General features: G+C 39.8%; 23 protein-coding genes. 9 read left to right on the top strand and 14 right to left on the bottom strand.

From position 1 onward, the window contains the following. Positions 1 to 27: 27 nt before the first annotated feature. The 4 genes from BEN71_RS17555 (at position 28) to gluQRS (ending at position 3,150) form a co-directional block, all read left to right on the top strand. Positions 28 to 648 carry an NUDIX domain-containing protein gene (locus tag BEN71_RS17555; protein ID WP_068975006.1) on the top strand — a complete coding sequence of 207 codons (621 nt, stop codon included), beginning with the start codon at positions 28 to 30 and terminating at the stop codon, positions 646 to 648. Positions 649 to 657: 9 nt separating this feature from the next. After that, positions 658 to 1,473, top strand: a complete 816-nt coding sequence (gene cpdA, locus BEN71_RS17560; protein ID WP_068975005.1) for a 3',5'-cyclic-AMP phosphodiesterase — start codon at positions 658 to 660, stop codon at positions 1,471 to 1,473. A gap of 208 nt (positions 1,474 to 1,681) precedes the next feature. Next, positions 1,682 to 2,209: an RNA polymerase-binding protein DksA gene (gene dksA / locus BEN71_RS17565; RefSeq protein WP_068975004.1), complete on the top strand. Its 528-nt coding sequence runs from the start codon at positions 1,682 to 1,684 to the stop codon at positions 2,207 to 2,209. 2 nt (positions 2,210 to 2,211) lie between these two features. Continuing rightward, positions 2,212 to 3,150 (top strand): tRNA glutamyl-Q(34) synthetase GluQRS, encoded by a 939-nt coding sequence (gene gluQRS / locus BEN71_RS17570; RefSeq protein ID WP_086322692.1) that lies wholly within the window; start codon positions 2,212 to 2,214, stop codon positions 3,148 to 3,150. A 67-nt stretch (positions 3,151 to 3,217) separates the two neighbouring features. On the opposite strand, the gene ftsW is transcribed toward gluQRS, so the two are convergent. The 9 genes from ftsW to glnK form a co-directional block, all read right to left on the bottom strand. After that, entirely contained in the window at positions 3,218 to 4,414 is a 1,197-nt protein-coding gene (ftsW, locus tag BEN71_RS17575) for a putative lipid II flippase FtsW (RefSeq protein WP_068975003.1), read from the bottom strand. Between the two features lie 11 nt (positions 4,415 to 4,425). Beyond that, positions 4,426 to 5,784, bottom strand: a complete 1,359-nt coding sequence (murD, locus tag BEN71_RS17580; RefSeq protein ID WP_068975002.1) for a UDP-N-acetylmuramoyl-L-alanine--D-glutamate ligase — start codon at positions 5,782 to 5,784, stop codon at positions 4,426 to 4,428. A 158-nt stretch (positions 5,785 to 5,942) separates the two neighbouring features. Further along, positions 5,943 to 6,488 (bottom strand): VTT domain-containing protein, encoded by a 546-nt coding sequence (locus BEN71_RS17585; RefSeq protein WP_068975118.1) that lies wholly within the window; start codon positions 6,486 to 6,488, stop codon positions 5,943 to 5,945. A 119-nt stretch (positions 6,489 to 6,607) separates the two neighbouring features. Beyond that, positions 6,608 to 7,267: a riboflavin synthase gene (locus BEN71_RS17590; protein ID WP_068975001.1), complete on the bottom strand. Its 660-nt coding sequence runs from the start codon at positions 7,265 to 7,267 to the stop codon at positions 6,608 to 6,610. 92 nt (positions 7,268 to 7,359) lie between these two features. Beyond that, positions 7,360 to 8,664, bottom strand: a complete 1,305-nt coding sequence (locus BEN71_RS17595; RefSeq protein ID WP_068975000.1) for a DNA adenine methylase — start codon at positions 8,662 to 8,664, stop codon at positions 7,360 to 7,362. After that, positions 8,661 to 9,788: a bifunctional diaminohydroxyphosphoribosylaminopyrimidine deaminase/5-amino-6-(5-phosphoribosylamino)uracil reductase RibD gene (gene ribD / locus BEN71_RS17600; RefSeq protein WP_068974999.1), complete on the bottom strand. Its 1,128-nt coding sequence runs from the start codon at positions 9,786 to 9,788 to the stop codon at positions 8,661 to 8,663. Before ribD ends, BEN71_RS17595 begins: the two co-directional genes overlap by 4 nt. 61 nt (positions 9,789 to 9,849) lie before the next feature. After that, positions 9,850 to 10,314, bottom strand: coding sequence for a transcriptional regulator NrdR (gene nrdR / locus BEN71_RS17605; protein ID WP_068974998.1), 465 nt, complete (start codon positions 10,312 to 10,314; stop codon positions 9,850 to 9,852). 159 nt (positions 10,315 to 10,473) lie between these two features. After that, positions 10,474 to 11,868, bottom strand: coding sequence for an ammonium transporter (locus tag BEN71_RS17610; RefSeq protein ID WP_068974997.1), 1,395 nt, complete (start codon positions 11,866 to 11,868; stop codon positions 10,474 to 10,476). Between the two features lie 66 nt (positions 11,869 to 11,934). Then, positions 11,935 to 12,273 carry a P-II family nitrogen regulator gene (gene glnK, locus BEN71_RS17615; RefSeq protein ID WP_004725283.1) on the bottom strand — a complete coding sequence of 113 codons (339 nt, stop codon included), beginning with the start codon at positions 12,271 to 12,273 and terminating at the stop codon, positions 11,935 to 11,937. A 288-nt stretch (positions 12,274 to 12,561) separates the two neighbouring features. Between glnK and BEN71_RS17620 the strand changes: the two genes are divergently transcribed. The 3 genes from BEN71_RS17620 (at position 12,562) to BEN71_RS17630 (ending at position 14,883) form a co-directional block, all read left to right on the top strand. After that, on the top strand, positions 12,562 to 12,789 hold the full coding sequence (locus tag BEN71_RS17620) for an accessory factor UbiK family protein (protein WP_068974996.1): 228 nt from the start codon (positions 12,562 to 12,564) through the stop codon (positions 12,787 to 12,789). A gap of 72 nt (positions 12,790 to 12,861) precedes the next feature. Beyond that, positions 12,862 to 14,352, top strand: coding sequence for a YifB family Mg chelatase-like AAA ATPase (locus tag BEN71_RS17625; RefSeq protein WP_068974995.1), 1,491 nt, complete (start codon positions 12,862 to 12,864; stop codon positions 14,350 to 14,352). An 18-nt stretch (positions 14,353 to 14,370) separates the two neighbouring features. Next, a complete protein-coding gene (locus BEN71_RS17630; protein WP_227542629.1) occupies positions 14,371 to 14,883 on the top strand; it encodes a GNAT family N-acetyltransferase in 513 nt (170 codons plus the stop codon). 64 nt (positions 14,884 to 14,947) lie between these two features. Here the strand turns inward: BEN71_RS17630 and BEN71_RS17635 are convergent, their stop codons facing one another. Next, complete coding sequence (locus BEN71_RS17635) at positions 14,948 to 15,715, bottom strand: TorF family putative porin (protein WP_068974994.1); 768 nt, start codon at positions 15,713 to 15,715, stop codon at positions 14,948 to 14,950. Positions 15,716 to 16,191: 476 nt separating this feature from the next. Further along, on the bottom strand, positions 16,192 to 16,962 hold the full coding sequence (locus tag BEN71_RS17645) for a TorF family putative porin (RefSeq protein ID WP_068974992.1): 771 nt from the start codon (positions 16,960 to 16,962) through the stop codon (positions 16,192 to 16,194). 308 nt (positions 16,963 to 17,270) lie between these two features. Between BEN71_RS17645 and BEN71_RS17650 the strand changes: the two genes are divergently transcribed. Further along, a complete protein-coding gene (locus tag BEN71_RS17650; protein WP_068975116.1) occupies positions 17,271 to 18,581 on the top strand; it encodes an OprD family outer membrane porin in 1,311 nt (436 codons plus the stop codon). 103 nt (positions 18,582 to 18,684) lie between these two features. On the opposite strand, the gene ppa is transcribed toward BEN71_RS17650, so the two are convergent. Beyond that, on the bottom strand, positions 18,685 to 19,221 hold the full coding sequence (gene ppa / locus BEN71_RS17655) for an inorganic diphosphatase (RefSeq protein WP_068974991.1): 537 nt from the start codon (positions 19,219 to 19,221) through the stop codon (positions 18,685 to 18,687). 96 nt (positions 19,222 to 19,317) lie between these two features. Continuing rightward, positions 19,318 to 19,716 carry an MAPEG family protein gene (locus BEN71_RS17660; RefSeq protein WP_068974990.1) on the bottom strand — a complete coding sequence of 133 codons (399 nt, stop codon included), beginning with the start codon at positions 19,714 to 19,716 and terminating at the stop codon, positions 19,318 to 19,320. Between the two features lie 104 nt (positions 19,717 to 19,820). On the opposite strand from BEN71_RS17660, the gene BEN71_RS17665 reads away from it, so the two are divergent. After that, positions 19,821 to 20,219, top strand: coding sequence for a hypothetical protein (locus BEN71_RS17665; protein ID WP_068975115.1), 399 nt, complete (start codon positions 19,821 to 19,823; stop codon positions 20,217 to 20,219). Between the two features lie 107 nt (positions 20,220 to 20,326). Here the strand turns inward: BEN71_RS17665 and BEN71_RS17670 are convergent, their stop codons facing one another. Further along, on the bottom strand, positions 20,327 to 22,000 hold the full coding sequence (locus tag BEN71_RS17670; RefSeq protein ID WP_068974989.1) for a long-chain-fatty-acid--CoA ligase: 1,674 nt from the start codon (positions 21,998 to 22,000) through the stop codon (positions 20,327 to 20,329). Positions 22,001 to 22,099 lie beyond the last annotated feature (99 nt).

Raw genomic sequence — 22,099 nt, forward strand, 5'->3', positions numbered from 1 at the left:
GAATATGTTTCATCTTAACTACTTCATATGAGCATTATTCAGCAAGCAACCTACACCCATCACGATGTAGACATTCAATCCCGTGAACATGTTTTTAAAGGCTTTGTTCAGGTTGAAAAAGTGAGCTTGCGACATCGACTATTTAATCAAACAGAATATACACCTGTCATCCATCGTGAGTTGATTCGTCGCAAAGAAGCTGCTGGCGTGTTAATTTACAATGATCAACAACAAAAGTTTGCATTGATTGAACAATTCCGTGTCGGTGCAATGAACGACTCTATTTCACCTTGGCAACTTGAAATTATTGCAGGTGTTTTAGATGGGGATGAATCGCCAGAGACCTGTATTCGTCGAGAAAGCCTCGAGGAATCAGGATGTGAATTAGATCATGTTGAGCTGTTATTTAGCTTTTATCCATCTGCAGGTGCATGTGATGAAATTTTCCATCTTTATGTCGCTCAAGCAGAACTGCCAGATGAAGGTGGAATCTTTGGCATGCCAGATGAAGGTGAAAACATCAAACTACATATTATTCACTATATTGATTTAAATTTATTATTACAAAGTGACCGTTTACGAAATGCACCTGTGATCATGGCTTTACAATGGTTAAAGCAACATTTGCATACTGTAGAGAATGTCTAGGGGAAGGACATGAACGCAGAGAAATTACAACTGACCGAATTTCATAAAGATAGAGTGATTATCCAAATTACGGATACACACCTCATGGATCGACCTGAAGCTGAATTTGTCGGGATTAATCCTGAGGAAAACTTTCATGCTGTTATGGACGATATCAAACAACAATATCCTCATATTGATGCGATTGTACATACAGGCGATCTTGCGCAGGCAGCTTTTCCTGAAACCTATGACCGTTACATCAATTATATGAAAGCATTTGGTGTCGATTTTTATCATATTCCGGGCAATCACGATAACTTGCGTTTTTTCCCTTTTCATACACCAGAACCTAGCCCTGCTGTGATCAGCATTGGACAATGGCGAATCATCTTGCTGAATAGTGCGGTGAGTGGGCAGACGGATGGGCATATTCAAGATGAACAATTGCTTGAATTAAAAAAAATATTAGCACAATTACAAGATTGTTTTGTCATCATCGCTTGTCATCACAACCCTTTTGAGATGAAGTCAAAATGGTTAGATCAGCATAAATTAAAAAATGTAGATGAATTAAAAGCAGTGCTTGAACCTTTTCAAAATATCAAGGCATTGATTCATGGTCATGTCCATCAAGAATCACATAATGAATGGAATAGGATTCCCTTTATTTCAACACCTGCAACATGTGTGCAATTTAAGCCTTTGAGCCAAGAATTTGCATTTGACCAAATTGCTCCTGGTTACCGTTGCTTACATTTAAAAGCTTCTGGTGAATTTGAGACAGTTGTGCATCGTTTAAAAAATTTTAAAGTTACAATTAATGAAGAAATTTCAGGTTACTAGCTTTTCATTTTGATCTTTTTCCATTAAGTTATTCGTCCGATAAGATATGCAGAAAGTCGAATTAGGGGCTAGGTGACTTTCATCTTTGTAAAAAAATCTATATGATGACGCCCCCAATAGATCCGTTCTATTGGTAGTGATAAAAAAACTTGCATATCACCATATTTTTTGCGTATAGATAATACGTATATGATGAGGAATGCCCTTTATGGCGAATGACAACCAAAATCAAGTATTGGACGAACAAGTTGATCTTGTAGATGACAAGTCTGCAAAACGTACGCGTAAAACCAAGCCAAAGACAACTGAAGGTGGATCTACAGCAAGTCTATTTGGCATCGAGCCTTATCAGCCTAAGAAAAATGAAGAATACATGTCTGAGGGGCAACTCGAGCATTTCCGCAAAATCTTATTGGCGTGGAAAGCAGAATTAATGTCTGAAGTAGATCGTACTTTAAACACCATGCAAGACGAATCTTCATCTTTGCCTGATGTAAATGACCGTGCGACACAAGAAGAAGAATTTGCAATCGAACTGCGTACCCGTGACCGTGAACGTAAACTCATTCGTAAAATTGAGCAATCAATTGAAACGATTAAAAATGATGATTACGGTTTCTGTGAAACGTGTGGTATCGAAATCGGTTTACGCCGCTTAGAAGCGCGCCCAACTGCAACTTTATGTATCGACTGTAAAACACTTGCAGAGATCAAAGAGAAGCAAAATAACGGTTAATTGTGACTGTTAATGATATCTCAGCCAAGCACAGCTTGGCTCTTGCGCAGCGGCAAAGCGATGCTTTGCTTAATCGCTGCTCATATAAGGGACGGTTCGCGCCATCGCCAACCGGCCCTTTGCATTTTGGATCACTGATCACTGCGGTTGCAAGTTATTGCGATGCCAAAGCACACAACGGTCAATGGATCGTTCGTATCGAAGACACCGATATTCCTCGAATCTATCCCAATAGTGAACAACACATTCTGCAATGCTTAGAAGCATTTGAATTTGAATCTGATGTTGAAATCATTTATCAACGTCAACGCTTAGACATCTACGAATCGGTTATCGAACAACTCCAACACAAAAAATTAGTCTATGCATGTGAATGCACCCGAAAAATGCTCGGTTCAAATCATATTTATGCAGGGACTTGCCGAAAGAAATATTTAGATTTTCAAGACCAAGCTATTCGTGTCAAAGTCGATGATCAATTGATTCGTTTTGAAGATCGCTTACAAGGTCAACATTGTTCTAATCTTCAACATGACTTAGGTGATTTCGTTTTAAAACGACGTGATGGCATTATCAACTATCAACTGGCTGTAGTGGTCGATGATTACCTGCAAGGCATGACCCATGTGGTACGTGGTGCAGACTTACTGGATAATACTGAACGACAAATATGGCTTGGACAATGTCTGAGCTATCCTCCACTGGAATATATGCATTTACCACTCGCCATGAATGAGCAAGGGCAAAAACTATCAAAACAGAACCTTGCTCAAGCCATTGATCCTCAACATGCCCCAGAATTGCTTTTACAAGCGATTACAGCACTTGGGCAAGCACCTGTTGATCTTGATCAGCCAAATCAAATGCTTGCTCAAGCAAGCGCACAATGGGATATTTCACGTATTCCAAAAGGGACTGAGATTCCTGCAATTTATAAATAAATTTTCCCATTAAAAAAGCCATTTGCGAACAAATGGCTTTTACATTTTCCACGTCTAATCAATAAAATTAGAAACTAGACTCTTCTCTTGATGGATTGGCAACTTTGGTCGATGCATCAATTTTTAAGATTAAACTAATCATCACCGCACACATAATCAAAGATGAACCACCATAACTAATAAATGGTAAAGTCAAACCTTTGGTTGGGAGCATCCCCATATTCATTCCTGCATTCACCAAAATTTGTAGCAAGAAAATGATACTGATGCCATAAGCCAAATAGCCTGCACGTAAATATTGATGATTCAACGCACGCTGACCAATTTTAATACAGCTAATCACCATCGCAAAAGACAACACTAAAACAGTGCTAATTCCGAAGAAGCCAAACTCCTCACCAAGAATTGCCAACATGAAGTCCGTATGTGCCTCTGGAAGATAAGACATTTTCTGAATACTATGCCCGAGTCCAACTCCAAACCATTCACCACGCCCAAATGCCATCAATGCATTGGACAACTGATAGCCTGACCCTAGAGGATCTGCCCATGGGTTTGAGAATGACATCAAACGCTCATAGCGATAAGGTTCAAATACAATTAAGAAGACAAATGCAATCAGAATCGCCCCAAAAGCAAAACCGAATTGAATCATCGGTGCGCCAGCCAAGAAGAATACACCCAGCATGGAAACTGCAATCACCACAGTTGCCCCTAAATCGGGTTCAGCAATAATTAGCCCCACCGTCAATAGCATCACCACACCCAGTCGAATCAAACCTTTAACATTATTTCGAACTTCTTCAGCACGGCGTACAACATAATCCGCAGTAAAAATCGTCATCATCACTTTGGCGACTTCGGTTGCCTGTAATGTAAAACCACCGACCCGTATCCAACGGGTAGAACCATTAACTTCGGTTCCCACCAGCAACACTGCAAGCAATAATCCTATCGTGATTAACCACAAAGGGAATGTATTATTAAACCAAATATTTAAAGATACCCGATAAGTAATCACTGCTGCGACCAGTGCAACGACGATTGAAATTGCATGACGAATCACGTAATGGAATTCATTTTCATGCATTCTTTCTGCATAAGGCATAGAGGCCGAAGCCACCATCACCGTACCAATACATAACAGCGAAATCACACAGAAAATAAGTACATTCCGTGGGGTAATTTCCGCTGGCACTTTAGGCAGCCAGCGGTCATAAACTTGATTAATTTTACTTATAGTCGTCTGAGCTAACCCAGCCATACTTACATTCCTTATGATTCTTTTTGCTCTAAAGCATTTACATATTCAACAAAGCGATGACCACGCTGAGGATAACCTGTAAACATATCAAAACTTGCACATGCGGGTGATAATAACACTACATCTTGTGCATGCGTATTTTGTCGACAAAGTTCAACTGCTTCTTGCAATGATTCTGCATGAATCAATGTTGTTGTTCCTTCGATTGCCTTTTCAATAATAGGACGATCTTCACCAATTAAAACCGCAACTTTGGCATATTTTTGTAGTGAATCACGCAAAGCCGTAAAATCTTGCCCTTTACCTTGACCACCAAGAATAATAGCAACTTTGCCACCTTGCGCTTCGATCGCAGCACCAAGACCATCAATCGCAGCTAAGGTTGCCCCAATATTCGTCCCTTTAGAATCGTTATAATAACGTACACCATCGACTTCTTTGACAAACTCACAACGGTGCTCTAAACCTTTAAAGGTTTTTAAGGTTTCAAGCATTTTATCTAAAGATAAACCAATCGCCTCACCCAATGCTAAACACGCTAAGGCATTGGCAACATTATGTGTGCCTTGAATATACATCTCTGAGCTTTTCAGTAAGCGCTCACGACCACGCGCTAACCAAATCGTTCCATCATCATCTTTTAAAACCCCAAATTGATTGAGATCAGGTGCATTTAAGCCAAAGCTTTGCATTGGTGTAACATCAGGTACAAGTGGACGTGTCAGTGAATCATCACGGTTAAACACCACTTTTTTAACACCTTGGAAAATACGGTGTTTTGCAGTGTGATAACCAAACATATCACCATGACGGTCTAAATGGTCTTCACTCATATTTAAAACCACAGCCACTTCTGCATTGAGATTCGACGTGGTTTCAAGTTGGAAGCTTGAAAGTTCTAAAATATAAACATCAGGATGATCATGAGTTAAATCTAAAGCTGGACGACCTAAATTCCCACCGACAGCAACATTCACACCTGCTTCTTGTGCCATTAGACCGATTAAGGTCGTCACAGTACTTTTCGCATTTGAGCCTGTAATTGCCACAATGGGTTTATCTGTTGCACGGCGTAAAACCTGAATTTCACTAATAACAGGAATGCCTTTGGCGATCGCAGCTTGAATTTCAGGAAGTTTTGGATCTAGTCCTGGGCTGATGATAATTTCTTCAGCTTGTAATAATAATTCTTGGTCAAAATGTCCAAAACTGGTTTGCACATCAGCAGGGATTTTGTCATGCCCTGGCGGAACTTCACGAGAGTCAGTGACTGCAACACGGTAGCCTTTTTCATGTAGAAAATTTACAGCTGAAACACCCGAAATTCCAAGTCCAGCCACAACTTTTAAACCACCACGTTGTATTAACATTTTTGCCCACCAGCATTCAGATTTTAAAACTTGCAAAATGTTAGCACTTTGGCGATTTGAAAGCTTTTTCTGTTTTCACTTTCTGGCTATTTTTTTGTGTCAGTGCGTAAAAAAACTGTCATAAAAATATGATGTGGCTCAAACGATCTTTCAAAGTCTTAAATCGAATTGAGAAAGAGTGAAAATAAATTCCCTGCACCAAAACCAACACCGAGTAATAAAGCAATCCAAATCCACCCACCCAGGACGTTATACAGCATAAATACTGGCATTTTCATATGCCCTGCACCTGCCGCAAAAGGTGCAAAAGAACGAACAAAGGGAACAAAACGTGCAACTAGAATGGTTTTACCACCATGCTTTTTAAAATAATGATTGGTCTTTTGAATATATTCAGGCTTAAACCAACGTGAATGTGCATGGAAAAATTTAAAACCTAAAACACGACCCGTATAATAATTCACCATATAGCCAAGAATGGAAGCAATGATCAGTAACACGCCCATATAATGCAAATGCACATCATCAGCAGTTGAGCACAATGCACCGATGGCGATCAGCAAACTATCCCCAGGTAGAAAAAACATAAATACTGAGCCTGTTTCTGCAAAAATAATCAGAAACAAAATGGCATAAATCCACAGCCCATAATTTTCTAAAATCGAAGGAAGTAATTGTTCTAAGTGAAGTAGAAAATCAATCAAACCCAATGCTCATTGTGAATATCGAGCCTATATTAGCTTAAAATTCGCCAATAAATATTAAAAAAGCCTAAATAAATTAGGCTTTTTCTACACGGAATACTCAGAATGAAATGAATTTATTATTTTAAAAAGCCATGCTCTGCCAAAAAATCCATGCTTAATTTTGACTCTGCTTTGGGTTCAGCTGCCTTATCACCTAGCAATAAACGCTCAATATAGCGGGCTAATACATCGACCTCTAAGTTCACCTTCGTACCAACTTTCCATGTGCCGATATTGGTACGTTCAGCGGTATGTGGAATTAAATTTAAGCTTAATACGTTGCCATTCAAATGGTTAATCGTCAGGCTAATCCCATCTACAGTAATTGAGCCTTTTTCAGCTAAATATTTGGCAATTTCAGCAGGTGCGGTGACTTCAAAATAAAGCGAACGTGCATCTGAGCGAACCACAGTAATTTCACCCACTACATCGACATGACCACTGACAATATGTCCACCAAAACGCGTGGTCGGCAACATGGCTTTTTCAACATTGACAGGCTGACCCACTTTCCAACTCGCTAAAGTTGAGCGATTCAAGCTTTCACGCGATACATCAGCCGCATACCAGTTTTCACCCCAGTCGATCACCGTCAGGCAAATTCCGTTGGTTGCGATCGAATCACCCAAATGCACATCAGACATATCAAGATCAGTTTGAATACGTAGACGAACATCACCGCCTACACTTTGCAAGCTTTCAACTTTACCTAAACTTTCAACAATGCCCGTGAACATAATTTTATCCTGCCCTCAATCATTGAGGAGTTTTAGCTAATGTTTCTATTTTACTGTGTCTGATGAATCTGTCTAATTAGACAGAAGAAATATTACCACAATGCCAACTGCGTACTCACACCAGACGTATCCACACCACCCAATTCAGCAAAATGATAAAGCTGACCAAGTAACTGTCGCAATGGCGGTCCAGACTTAGCATGAGTATCCGTAATCACAATAAACTCAAGTACACGTGCACGCTCAGATTGACGCTGTTTACTCACTCGATAACGTGGCACATCTTGAGTCAATAAAGTCACCTTGCCACGTTTTAAATTGGCCGCCAACAAATCTTTGGCTTCAATATTTCCATCAGTTGAATAACTAGTGAGAATATAACGTGCATTGATGGTTTCCAATAAACTCTCATAAGCTTCTTGTGCATGCTTAGAGGAGTTATATGGACTTGGACGCTCTTTACGCCATGCACGGTCAATTCCGCTCTTAAACCCTTTGGTATCAGGTGTCGGTAAATCGACTTGATCCCATAAAGTTAAAGAATTGAGTACATGATAATTACTGCTGTACGCATGTTGATTATATGGTGGATCGAGATATGCAACATCGACTTCAAAACCACTCATTTGATTCGCCAAATGCTGTGCATCTACACACCACATTTCCGCCATTGGTGTTTTTTGTTTGGTATCACCGACTTCGCTAAAACGACTTGGGGTTAACCACAACAAAGATTCAATCCGTTCTAAAGCAGTTTGGGTCTTGCCACCCCAGCCATGATGGAAACTTTTAAATACACCACTGGTATTACTGACAAAACTGGCTGAATAGAGTAATGGCGCAAGTAAAGCACTCATTTCGACATCATCAATTGCGCCTTGAGCTTGCCATGTTGCAATCTGCTGACGAATGGCATCAATCCGCATGCCATTACGACGTTTAAAGAATAAACGGTCACGTGCAGGATCGTAGATTTCATCATTACGTGGGCAAAGATTATGCGTCACCCAACCTTTAACTTCAGGTAAGCGGTTTAAATAATCAATCGCTTTTTGATAACCGCCTAATTCTTTAAATGCAGGTGCATCAGTACATGCAAGAATGGCATGATTCAATGCATGGCTATAGGGTTCCCAGTCATTGGCAATCACACGATAACCATTTTGACGCGCTAGACGTGATACCACGCCACTGCCTGCAAAAAAGTCAGCGAAAATTGGCGCACGCTTCCCTTTCGGATTCAACGTCCCCGTAATTTCCAAGGCTTCCAGAATCAGATGCAACAAACGGCGCTTATTTCCTAAATAAGGAACAAGCTGATGAAAAAGGTATTCATCTGTCGTACGCGCAGCATGACGACGTTTGTGATAAACCGATGTAGGTGACTCTGAATTCATACTGACTCTTGTGACGGGATAAGTCTTAAGCGAATGTCATCACCAAACTGATGTACATCTGCAAGCTTAAAACGTAATTGTTGTGCCATGCTTTCAAATTGCGCATTGAACATAGCACGTGCCGATTGACCCAATAGGGTAGGTGCAACATAACTGATCAATTCATCGACCAGTTTTTCCTGCAAAAATGCAGTAGATAATGTCGCACCTGCTTCAACCAGCACATCATAAATTTGAAAATCTTTTAAAGTTCGAAGCAAATCATGTAACGACTGGACTTCTAATTGTACCACGCCTAATTCCGCCAGTTCCTGACGAAATGGTCCCATGACCATCACTGTATCAGGTTGTTTAAGAATTTGAGCACTTAAAGGTAAACGTCCTTGACGATCTAAAATCACCCTTTTCGGCTGAACAATAGTGTCAAGATCAATTACTTTTCCATCAACATCAAACAATGAACGGACATTGAGTAATGGATCATCTACAAGAATAGTTTCAATTCCTGTAATGACTGCCCCTGAAATTGCACGCCAATGTTGCACATCTTGACGAGATTCAGCACCTGTAATCCACTTAGACTCACCAGAAGCCATTGCAGTACGACCATCTAAACTTGATGCAACTTTTAAGCGCACATAAGGCATATTACATGCCATCGCTTTTAAAAAGCCTTTATTTTGCACTTCTGCTTCGGCAGTACACACATCTGTAATAACGTGAATCCCTGCTTGGCGCAAAATTTCGATGCCTTTTCCTGCAACAAGCGGATTTGGATCTGCACATGCCACCACAACTTTAGCCACACCTGCTTCAACCAGGCCTTTGGCACACGGCGGTGTACGTCCATAATGCGCACATGGCTCTAAAGTCACATAGGCGGTTGCACCACGAGCTTGCTCACCTGCTTCACGCATCGCAAACACTTCTGCATGTGAACCACCGACAGGGGCTGTTGCACCACGTCCAACAATCACTCCATCTTTTACAATGACACAACCGACAGCAGGATTAGGACGAGTTCGGTAAATTGCTTTCTCAGCCTCAGCAATGGCTTGACGCATCCAAACCTGATCCTCACTTAAGGCATCATTGTGTTTAGAATCTAGCGCATACTCAGACATATAATTCCTAATGAATATTGATCAACAATCGTACAGGGCAATATTAACAATAATTTTTACATCAATGATCTTTACCATGATCTTGCATTTGCTCGATCTGATCACGGAACGCATTGATATCTTGGAAATCTTGATACACCGAAGCAAAACGCACATAAGCCACATGATCCAATGCAAACAATGATTTCATGACAATCTCACCAATGGTACGTGAGCGAACATCACGCTCCCCTAAACGGCGAATTTGTAGTTGAATATCATTAATCACTGTTTCAATCTGCTCTTGCGTGACTGGTCTTTTCTGCAAAGCATGCATTAATGAACGACGTAATTTGGCTTCATCAAACGGTTCATTTTTACCATCAGACTTGGTCACACGAGGCATCACCACCTCATAACTTTCAAATGTGGTAAAACGCTCACCACAACTAATACATTCACGACGTCGACGAATCTGACTCCCTTCGGCAGCCAAACGCGAATCAATCACTTTACTATCTGCGGCGTTGCAAAATGGACAATGCATAGTGGTTTAATTGAGCAAAATTGATGAATTTACCTAGTGTAGCAAAAAAACTAGATTTTGTTGAGCATTTCGCAAGATATGGAAAAAAAACAGCCCTTATGGGCTGTTTCATACTATATATAGTTATTATTCTGATTTTAAATTTCCATATCCATTTGATTATTCGATGCGTTCGCCATGTTGACTCAAATCTAGCCCCATACGTTCATCATCTGATTCCACGCGGATGCCGATTACTACATCGATGATTTTAAGTAGGATGAAAGTTACAACACCCGAGTAAGCAATCGTTGCCAATACACCTTCAACTTGTACCCATAATTGGTGGGTCATGCTTGCAGGCGCTTTATCTCCCATGATGAATGAGCTTGCGAATACTGCTGTTAAGATTGCACCGACGATACCACCGACACCATGTAAGCCGAAAGCATCTAAAGAATCATCTGCTTTAAGGATACGCTTAAGACCTGAGATTCCCCAGAAACATACCACACCACCAATTAAGCCCATGATGAGTGCGCCACCGACAGTAACGAAACCTGCTGCTGGTGTGATCACCACTAAGCCTGCTACAGCACCTGATGCAGCACCGAGGACTGAACCTTTACCACGAACAATCTTTTCAACCACGAGCCATGCAATCGCTGCCGCAGCTGCTGCCACTTGTGTAGTCACCAATGCATAGGCTGCTGAACCATTTGCACCTAAAGCAGAACCACCATTGAAACCAAACCAACCGACCCATACAAGGCTTGCACCCAATACAGTTAAAGTTAAGTTGTGTGGCGCCATAGATTCTTTGCCTAGCCCCATACGCTTACCCAGTAAGTATGCAGCGACAAGACCTGCTACACCTGAGTTAATATGAACCACAGTACCACCTGCAAAATCAAGCGCACCATCATTCATGAGCCAACCACCACCCCATACCCAGTGCGCGATTGGTGCATACACCACAACCACCCAAATGGTAATGAAAGCAATCCAAGCACTAAACTTCATACGATCAGCCACAGAGCCACTGATAATGGCAACGGTAATAATCGCAAAAGTCATTTGGAAAATAACAAAGAGAATTTCAGGAATCGTGCCACTGAGTGCATCTGTGGTAATCCCTGAGAGCATGATTTTATCTAAACCACCGATAAAAGCATTACCAGAGCCAAATGCAAGTGAATAACCAATCACGACCCAAACAAGACTCACAATCGCCGCAGCTGTAAAACTGTGTGCCATTGTGGAAAGAACATTTTTCTTACGTACCATACCACCGTAGAACAAAGCCAAACCCGGAATGGTCATCAATAAAACCAGTGCTGTAGACACTAAAACCCAAGCCGTATCACCAGTATCAGCCTTAGCCTCTTCGGCAGGCGCAGGTGCAGCCGCTTCTACAGGAGCCACTGTTGCAGTTGGTTCAGTCGTAACAGCTGTAGCTTCGTGTGCTGTTGCTACAACTGAAGAAGCAGGTTCAGCTACGTTTTCTTCTGCCCACGCAACTGATCCGCCAAGAAGTGCGCCAGACAGGCTGAGCGCTAATAGCATTTTTTTCATTCGTATCCCCCAACCAAATTTTTGAGTTATGTATCGATATACATAACTAGCAACCTTCGTGCCAAGTTAAACAGCGTCTGGACCTGTTTCACCTGTACGAATACGAATCACTTGTTCTAAATTCGTTACGAAAATTTTGCCATCACCGATTTTGCCAGTACTCGCAACACGAGTAATCGACTCAATCACTGAATCCACCATGTCATCACTGATTGCGATTTCAATTTTTACTTTAGGTAAAAAATCAACCACATACTCAGCACCACGATACAGTTCAGTGTGCCCTTTTTGACGACCAAAACCTTTCACTTCGGTTACGGTAATCCCTTGAACGCCTATATCAGAAAGTGCTTCACGCACGTCATCCAATTTAAACGGTTTTACAATTGCAGTTACGAGCTTCATATTGTTTTCCTTCGGCTTATTTCACCAGTAAGGTTTTATGTTCAATTTTCATGCCAATTTCATTAACGGTTGGGGTTGTTAAATCAATTCGCATGTAATGCCTTTATAACCTATTGTATATACTCAGGTGAAGTTGCCAGCTAAAAAAACTCACAATAATCATCAATTTTTAACTTTAATTGTTTATTTCTATCGGTATTCTTTGCCGATGATCAGCTAAATTAACTTGAGTAAAAATAAAGACAGGATGTTACACTAGCCCAAGCAACTAAACCCTTTGGATTCCTCATGATTGAAACACTACTACAAGCAATTTTGGAACAAATCGACCAACCTAAGAAAGACATTGAACACAACTTACGTGCTTTATTAAATGAAGCCGTCGCAAAAATGGATATTGTGTCCAAAGATGAAATTGAGCGTCAAAAAACTGCACTAAATAATGCCAATCTTCGACTCACTGAACTTCAACAACAGGTTCAAGCTTTAGAAGAATTGATTAAGAATAAAAAATAATTCAAATTTGCACATTTTTAGTGCAAAAATCACAAATAATGATTAAAAATAAAGCAAAATGGAACAATAAGAATGTCTTTAGCCAAAATTTATACCCGAGGACTACTCGGGTTGCATGCGCCACTCATTGAAGTTGAAGTCCATGTTAGTGCTGGCCTTCCCTCATTAACCATTGTTGGACTTGCAGAAGCTGCTGTTCGTGAAAGTAAGGATCGTGTTCGATCTGCCATCATCAATAGCGGTTATCAGTTTCCAACCAAACGCCTGACGATCAACCTTGCACCCGCAGATCTGCCTAAAGATGGTTCACGCTTAGATCTACCTATTGCACTAGGAATATTGATTGCCACAGGTCAACTGCCTGAAGGGGTGACTGATGATTTTGAATTTATTGGTGAATTGGCACTCGATGGTCATTTAAGACCTGTCACAGGAACACTCACCATTGCCATGGCTTGTCAAATGGCAAAACACCAACTGATGTTACCCAAAGAAAATGCAGATGAGGCTGCGCAACTTCCTGAGTTTCAAGTGTTTGCAGCCACACATTTAAAGCAAGTCTGCGATCACTTTCTCACTAGTCAGAAGATTGATGCATCGGTTTCGACAAAAACCACTTTTGATAATCAGTATAAATTTGACTTAGCAGATGTCAAAGGTCAACTGCGTCCTCGACGTGCTTTAGAAATTGCTGCGGCAGGTGGACATTCTATTTTATTCAAGGGCCCACCAGGTACTGGCAAGACCTTACTCGCCTCTCGTCTTCCAAGTATTTTGCCTGCACTTAATGCACAGGAAAATTTAGAAGTTGCCAGCATTTATTCGATTGCCAATTCGCAACACCAATTTGGACAACGCCCATTCAGAGCACCTCATCACACTGCATCCGCAATCGCACTGGTCGGTGGTGGCTCAAATCCTAAACCTGGTGAAATTACTTTAGCGCATTTAGGCGTTTTATTTTTGGACGAATTGCCTGAATTTGACAAAAAAGTTTTAGAGGTTTTAAGACAACCTTTAGAATCCAAAGAAATTGTGATTTCTAGAGCCTCACGTCAGATTACCTTTCCTGCTAATTTTCAATTGATTGCTGCGATGAATCCCTGCCCTTGTGGTTATGCCTTTAATCAAGACAGTCGTTGCCAATGTTCTGCTGAATCCATTAAACGTTATCAAGGGCGAATTTCAGGACCGTTGCTTGATCGGATTGATTTACACATTGATGTACCACCACTAAAAGCACAGGAATTACAAGATCATACCCCTGTTGAAAACTCTGCCACCGTTCGAGAACGGGTGATTCAAGCTTTTGACTTTCAAATTCAACGCCAAGGCAGTTTAAATCACAGCTTATCGCCCAAAGATTTAGAAAAATTTGTAGTGCTGGATGAAGCCTCTAGAAAAATGATTGAAATGGCACAACAACGACTTAATCTGTCTGCACGTGCTTATCATCGTGTATTAAGAGTTGCCAGAACCATTGCAGATTTAGCACAAAGTGATGACATACAAAGCGCACATTTAACAGAAGCCTTGTCCTACAGAAACCCGCTACAGTCTTAACCGAGAAGCTCTATTAAAATGTTGCAAGATTTAATATTACGTAATGAAAAAGTTGAAGATATAGAACCTATTTTCAAACTAACAAAGTCTGCATTTGAACATGCAGAACACAGTAGCCGCACTGAACAATTTATTGTCAGTGCATTAAGAAATGCACGGAAATTGACGATTTCACTGGTGGCGGAACTCAACCATGAAATCATCGGGCATGTGGCAATTTCCCCTGTTGAAATATCTTCTGGTGCGCAAGGTTGGTATGGTTTAGGTCCAATTTCGGTTGCACCAGAATATCAGCAACGCGGTGTGGGAACAGCATTAATGAAACAAGTAATACAGCAACTTCAACAGCTTGATGCTGCGGGCTGTGTACTATTGGGTGATCCTCATTATTATGCAAAATTCGGTTTTAAACCGCATAAAAACTTAACATTGGCGAATGTTCCTGCTGAATATTTTCAAGTTTTAGCATTTAAGCAACCTGTTCCACAGGGCGAAGTGAAATATCATGCCGCTTTTGAGGCAACCGAATAATTCTTTTCTAAATTTTAAACATAAAAAAGGTGACCATTCGTCACCTTCTTCATTTTTATCAGTCTTAGAAAGCTTTGGTTAAGGTAAATACAGCGCCAGTTTCTACAGCACGTTTTTGAGCATGACTTAAACCATCTGTCTCTGTATTTGTTCCTATTGCTGCCAATTCTGCTGTCACAGTTGGAATTGATTTCAGTGTATAAGTCACACCAACTTTCCAATCTACATAATTGTCATCACCATTGAAGCTATATTTATCTTCATCTACAGTGGTATAACCGACATTGGCAACACCACCAAAACCTGTCGCCCCAAAAGGCACTGAATAACCAACATTTATATTCCAGCTATCTGCCTTAACACCTGCATAATCATTGGTATAGTTAATATTAGTGAGAATACTATCACCCTCAGTAAGCGCATTTTTGAAGGTTAATTTTCCGTATAATTCTGCCCAATTTAGATCACTTGCACTCGGATAGTTATAATACCAAACACCTACATCTAAGACGGGTTTGCTTGCAAAACCATCTAAAGTGGTTGAATAACCAATGAAAGGATCAATCTCTAAGTGTGGATCTGGAGTCCCAAAATTAACATTTGAACCCCACAAACCACCATATACACCCGAACTATGCGACAACGTAAAACCTGCTTGTACAGCTGGATCATTTTGAGTTTGTGTAATCCCACGGAAACGGTAGTCACTGGTGACGGCTGCACTGCCTGAAAAACTTACACCTAATTTTGAAAGTGCAGTATCTTCCGCCATCGCCATTGTTGCTGTAGACGATAAAACTGCCAATGCCAGTGCTTTAGTCGAGAATTTCATCTTGAGTGCTCCCCCATCATACGATGTTTATTTGTTATGCTAAAAATTGATGAACTCCCTATGCATTTAGCAATTGCCATGCCAAATATGAGAAAACACCTCTTAGTTAACTGATATGAAAGACTTAATTTACTGATATTTAATGTTTTAAATTTTGATTTTCGATTTTCATTGTTTAACTGTTGAATAGCATCAATCTCTTTCAACACGAGGCTAAGTTGATTCATGGTGTCCTACTTTGGGTCTACTTTTCACTCAAAATAGTATGGAAAACCAATGCATAAATTTGCTATCACAAGAATGTATAACTGCGTAAAAAGATCATTAACTTTATAAAAGCGTGGTTTGGATAATAATTAGAAACAATATGTGCTGTTTTTGCTCATAAAAATAAAGCATCTTAAAAAATGCTTAAAAAAAGTGCATATCGTTTAAATATGCACTTTATAAAAATTTGCTTAGAAAGCTCAGTTTAATTAAAAGCTATAATTTAAGCCCAATACAGCATTGTCATCAAAATCCTGACCTAAACGATCTTCGCCACCGATCACATAATCAAATGATGCTGTCACACCTGTATCCGCAATCGCTTTACTCACACCAATACGCGCTTCGTTAAAGGCAAAGTCCTGTGTGGTTTGAATCAGACTATCATCACGACTACTGTTATAAGCAGAACCACCAATAGATGCATTCAAGATAAAATCTTGAGGCAATGCATGACTATAACTTGCGCTTAAATATACATCCCCAGCATTACCAAAAGAAGCATCTGCCAATAACACCGAGGCATCAAGACTCACATCTTTATATGCAAGTTCTGCCAATACATCAAATGCTGTGGTACGACGATGCTCATTGCCCTCACCGTAAATAGAGCCACCATTTTGATACACATAAGCTGTTGTTTGAACTTTATAGCTCCAGTCTGAATTGATTTGTTGAGCATAAGCTAGATAGAAATCATGTTCAAAACCATGATCACGACGCTCATCTGTCGCATCATAATCCAAAGTCGATCCCCAATAACCTACACTCACACCACTTTTATGTGCATAGTCCAATCCACCCTGTACGGCAATATCATCATTCTCGACACCACCACGGTAGACATATTTTGAAACGAGCCCAATATTTCCTGATACAAGACCATTTGCAACGGAAATGTTTGATTCTTCAGCACATACCGCAGCTGAAGCTATACATAAAGGCACAGCCCAAAACAGTGGAGAAATAATTGAGTTCATGATATCGAAATAGCAGGAGAATAAGAAAGCGCAATTTTACCGATTTTTTGAATGTTGGGTAAAAAATAAATCATTTAATTCACAATTTCTGAGATATATTTGATATTGCTCATTTTTATATAACCCAGTGGCTTATTAAGCATTTTTTCTGATAAACAAACAATTAAATATTCAAGAATATTTATGACAAAACTGAAATATTTTTAACCAAAATGATGCCCTTTTTATCGAATAAATATACAATTCACACACAAATTGCACTGAATTTATCAGGCAATGCCAAAATCTCTCGCTTACGAGGCAAAAAAATGCTTAAAGCAACAAAATTAACTTTAGCAGTACTCATCAATGCTGCAATTATCTCACCTGCATTTGCTAGCGAACAAAGTGAAGCAAAAGGTTTTGTAGAAGACGCTGAAGGTTCAGTTCTGTTCCGTACCGGTTATATCAGCCGTGACTATAAAGATGTAACACCTGGCAAAGATAGAAGTTCATTTGCAGAATCTGCAATCATTAACCTTGACTCAGGCTTTACCCAAGGTATCGTAGGTTTTGGTGCGGGCGTTGTTGGTGACGGTTCTTTTAAAATCGGGAATAACAACCATGCAGGGAACAATATGATTCCAACACATGGTGGTCAAGATGCAAATGGACGTGTTGATGCTTATGACCATTGGGCTCGTGGTGGTGCAAACGTAAAAGCACGTTTCTCAAATACGACTGTACGTTATGGTACTCAAGTTTTAGATCTCCCTGTACTCGCAAGCAATACAGCTCGTATGGTTCCTGAATATTTTGAAGGTACTTTGATTACTAGCCATGAAATTAAAGACTTAGAGTTAGTCGCTGGTAAATTCACTAAGAACCAATACTCAGACCAAGTGATTACAGATGGTCGTCATTTAGATAGTGCTGTAGTTTGGGGTGCTAAATATAAATTTGATGATCAACTGACTGCTTCTTATTATGGTTTAGATTCTAAAAATGCTTTAGAACGCCATTATATCAATGCAAATTATAAATATCCTTTAGCAAATCAAAACTCTTTAACTTTTGATTTCAGTGGCTATCACACTGAATGGGATAAAGACGGCTCTACTTATTCAACATTACCAAATGTTGCTCCAGAAGATCGCTCAAATAATATCTGGGCACTATCAGGTACTTATAACCAAGGACCACATACTGCAATGTTGGCTTATCAACAAAACACAGGCAATACAGGTTATGACTATGGTGAAAATGCTGATGGCGGTCAGTCTATTTATCTACCTAACTCATATTTGTCTGATTTTATTGGTAACCATGAAAAATCAGTACAACTCCAATATAACTTAGACTTAGGTGCTTACGGTGTGCCTGGTTTAAATTGGACGACTGCTTATGTTTATGGCTGGGATATCAAAACCACTGACAAGGGTATCCTAACTGATGACAATGCCAAAGAAAGTGAGTTCTTTAACCAAGTAAAATATACAGTTCAATCTGGCTTTGCTAAAGATATAAGTTTCCGTGCTCGCTATTCACATCTACGTGCAGATCAAACATATAACAATGTTTACATGCCTGACACCAATGAATGGCGTTTATTCTTAGATATTCCTGTGAAATTATTTTAATTTCTGATCAGAATAGATAAGTCATAAAAAAACCTGCATCATCTGATGCAGGTTTTTTTATTGAGTTAAGGTTCAAAACCCTCACTCAAATTCTGATCTGGAATTATTTATTTGCCGCTTTATAAGCTTCGATTGAGTCAAGAACTTCTTGTTTTGCAACTTCAGAACCTTCCCAACCGCTGAGTTTAACCCATTTGCCAGCTTCAAGATCTTTATAGTGAGCAAAGAAGTGTTCAACTTGTTTGATCAATAATTCGGGAAGATCTGTATATTCTTGAACATCTTTATAAATCGGTGTTAATTTATCATGTGGAACTGCGATCAATTTCGCATCTACACCACCGTCATCTTCCATGTTCAATTTACCCACTGGACGGCAACGAATCACTGAACCTGGCTCAACTGGATGTGGCGTTACAACCAATACATCTAATGGATCGCCATCTAAAGATAATGTATTTGGTACATAGCCATAGTTTGCAGGGTAGAACATCGCTGTACCCATGAAACGGTCTACAAATAACGCATCAGAATCTTTATCAATTTCGTATTTAATCGGAGCTGCATTTGCAGGAATTTCGATAATTACATAGATGTCATTTGGGGCATCTTTACCAGCAGGGATATTGCTATAGCTCATAGGATACTCTTTCAAGTGAGGTCTTATTTAAAATCGTGCCGATTATAACGCTAAATGAAGTCAACTGATAATGAATTGCGTTAATCTGCAGCAGACTTACATCATCCGAACAATCATTAACAATAAAATAATCGGGCATGCCATCGACAAAGTCCAAATAATTGAACGTAATGTCGCCAAATTGGCTAGATAACAAATCCCGTAAATAATCCGTAAAATAATATATGCCATACCCAACATCATGATGAGATATTGTGAGACCACCATATATTCTGCCATGAGAATTGCAGCAATAAATAAAGGAAGACTTTCAAAACTATTCTGTTGTACTGCATTGGCACGTGCTGCCAAGCCTGTGGTTTTGGCTAAAAACTCACGCGGATTTTGATTATCTGCAATTTTAAAGCCACCAGATAGTTTGGCAATCGCCATAAAAACATAAGGAAGTAAGCAAGCAATTAAAATTAAATATATGATGCCATCTATCCCAGACATGATTTTTTTCTCATGAAGTATCAATGCGGTTATCATAGCATGGCATGAACAAAATAATTTTTTGTTCCAGACAGAGATTTGCAAAATTGTGTAGTGAGGACAATATCGTGCAACAAGATCAAAAAGAGTTGTTTGAGGTTTTAGAAAAACAACGTCAACAACAGGCTGAGATTGACCGTATATTGAAGATTGTATTGCCGATTTTGGCTTTTCTACTGTGTGTGATTTGTGCCAATTACAACTGGCAATCGACCGTAGGCACGCTCATCGTTTTAGTTGTGGCTTTTCTTGCTGTTGGCATTAAACGTATGAATTTATATTTATGGCTAGCGATCATTGCGATTTATTGTCTAGTTGATATTTATTTGAGTTATGGAACCATTCAGCCGTCTGCACTTGGACGTCAAATGGGTACCATGCTGACCTTTACAGGTATTGTTGGTATCAGTCGCCCATATATTGATGGTTGGTTTATCCGCTCTAAGAACAATCAAATTCTTTAATCATCATACTAAATTTAAATTTAATGTTCATTGCGTATTGATCATTAATACATTTGAACCACACAAAATAAAGCACCCATTGTGGGTGCTTTATTTTTATTTATAAATTACTTACGTAAATCTTTACGTAGGATTTTACCCACGTTTGATTTCGGTAATTCATCCATAAACTCAACATAACGAGGACGTTTATAGCCTGTTAAGTTTTCTTTCGCGTACTCAAGCACTTCTTCTGTTGTTAAAGATGGATCTTTTTTCACCACGAATAACTTAGGTACCTCACCCGACTTCTCATCAGGTACACCAATCGCAGCAACTTCAAGCACTTTAGGATGTTTCGCAATCACTTCTTCAATTTCAGAAGGATAAACGTTGAAACCAGATACCAAAATCATGTCTTTTTTACGATCTACGATTTTGAAATAACCGCGTGTGTCCATTACACCAATGTCACCGGTACGGAAATAACCATCCGCAGTCATCACTTTGGCAGTTTCATCAGGACGGTTCCAATAGCCTTTCATCACTTGAGGACCACGGATCGAAATTTCACCCTGCTCACCTTGAGCCAAGTGATTACCATCATCATCCAAAATCGCCACATCTGTTAATGGAAGTGGAACACCGATCGTGCCACTGAACTCAGTTGTTGCAGGCGGGTTTGCTGTCGCTACAGGTGAAGTCTCAGAAAGACCATAACCTTCGATAATGATCGTTCCTGTAACCTTTTTCCACTCTTCCGCAGTTGATGGCAATACAGCCATACCACCACCCATTGCCATTTTCAATTTACTGAAATCTAGCTGACGGAATTCTTCGTTATGTACTAAAGCATTGAATAACGTATTTACCGCAGGGAAGAAACCTGGTTGATACTTACGTAATTCCTTAATCACGGCAGGTAAATCACGTGGGTTCGGAATCAAGATATTCGCTTGACCTTTGTACATGCCGTACATCGCACAAACCATGAATGCAAAAATATGATATAGCGGTAAAGCACAGAAGATACGGTCATCTTTCGCACCATCTCCCGCACCAAATTTACTTTGGAAAATACCATCACATTGTAACAAGTTCGCCACTAAATTACGGTGAGTTAGTTCAGCGCCTTTCGATACACCTGTAGTACCACCTGTATATTGCAATACAGCAGTATCACTCAACGTCATACTTGGGCGTTTATAATTACTTGGGCTTACTTTCGCTAAAGCAGTATTAAATTTGACGTGACCTGGAATATTCCAATCTGGAATTTGTTTACGTACTTTACGCAACACAAAGTTAACCAGTGTCCCTTTTAACGTACCGAGCATATCCCCAACTGAAGCAACAACGACATGCTTCACAGGTGTTTTACCTAAAATTGCTTGGTAAACAGTCGCAAAGTTTTCAACGATCACTAATGCTTCTGCACCTGAGTCATTGAGCTGATGTTCTAATTCACGTGCGGTATATAGTGGATTGACATTCACCAATACCAAACCAGCACGGAACACTGCCAAAGCAACCACAGGATATTGAAGAACGTTCGGCATCATCACAGCAACACGTGAACCTTTAGCCAAACCTAAACTTTGCAAATATGTTGCAAATTTACGGCTTGCAAGTTCAAGCTCACTGAATGACATCACTTTATCCATGAAGATAAAGGCATCTCGTGAACCAAATTTTTGGAAATTACGCTCAAAAATATCAATAAGAGAGGTATTTTCCTGTGGCAATTCTACTGTCTCTGGAATCCCAGTCTTTTGGTATTCAGCGAACCAAATCTTTTCCATAATGCCTTAATCTCCAATCAGTAATCCTTAGTTTTAAACTGTTTTTCTCTATATCGAACATAATTTTTTAGCTTGTTTGTGTTCAATATTGCATCCATC

It is taken from the genome of Acinetobacter wuhouensis, assembly GCF_001696605.3.
In the GTDB taxonomy this organism is placed as follows: Bacteria; Pseudomonadota; Gammaproteobacteria; order Pseudomonadales; family Moraxellaceae; genus Acinetobacter; species Acinetobacter wuhouensis.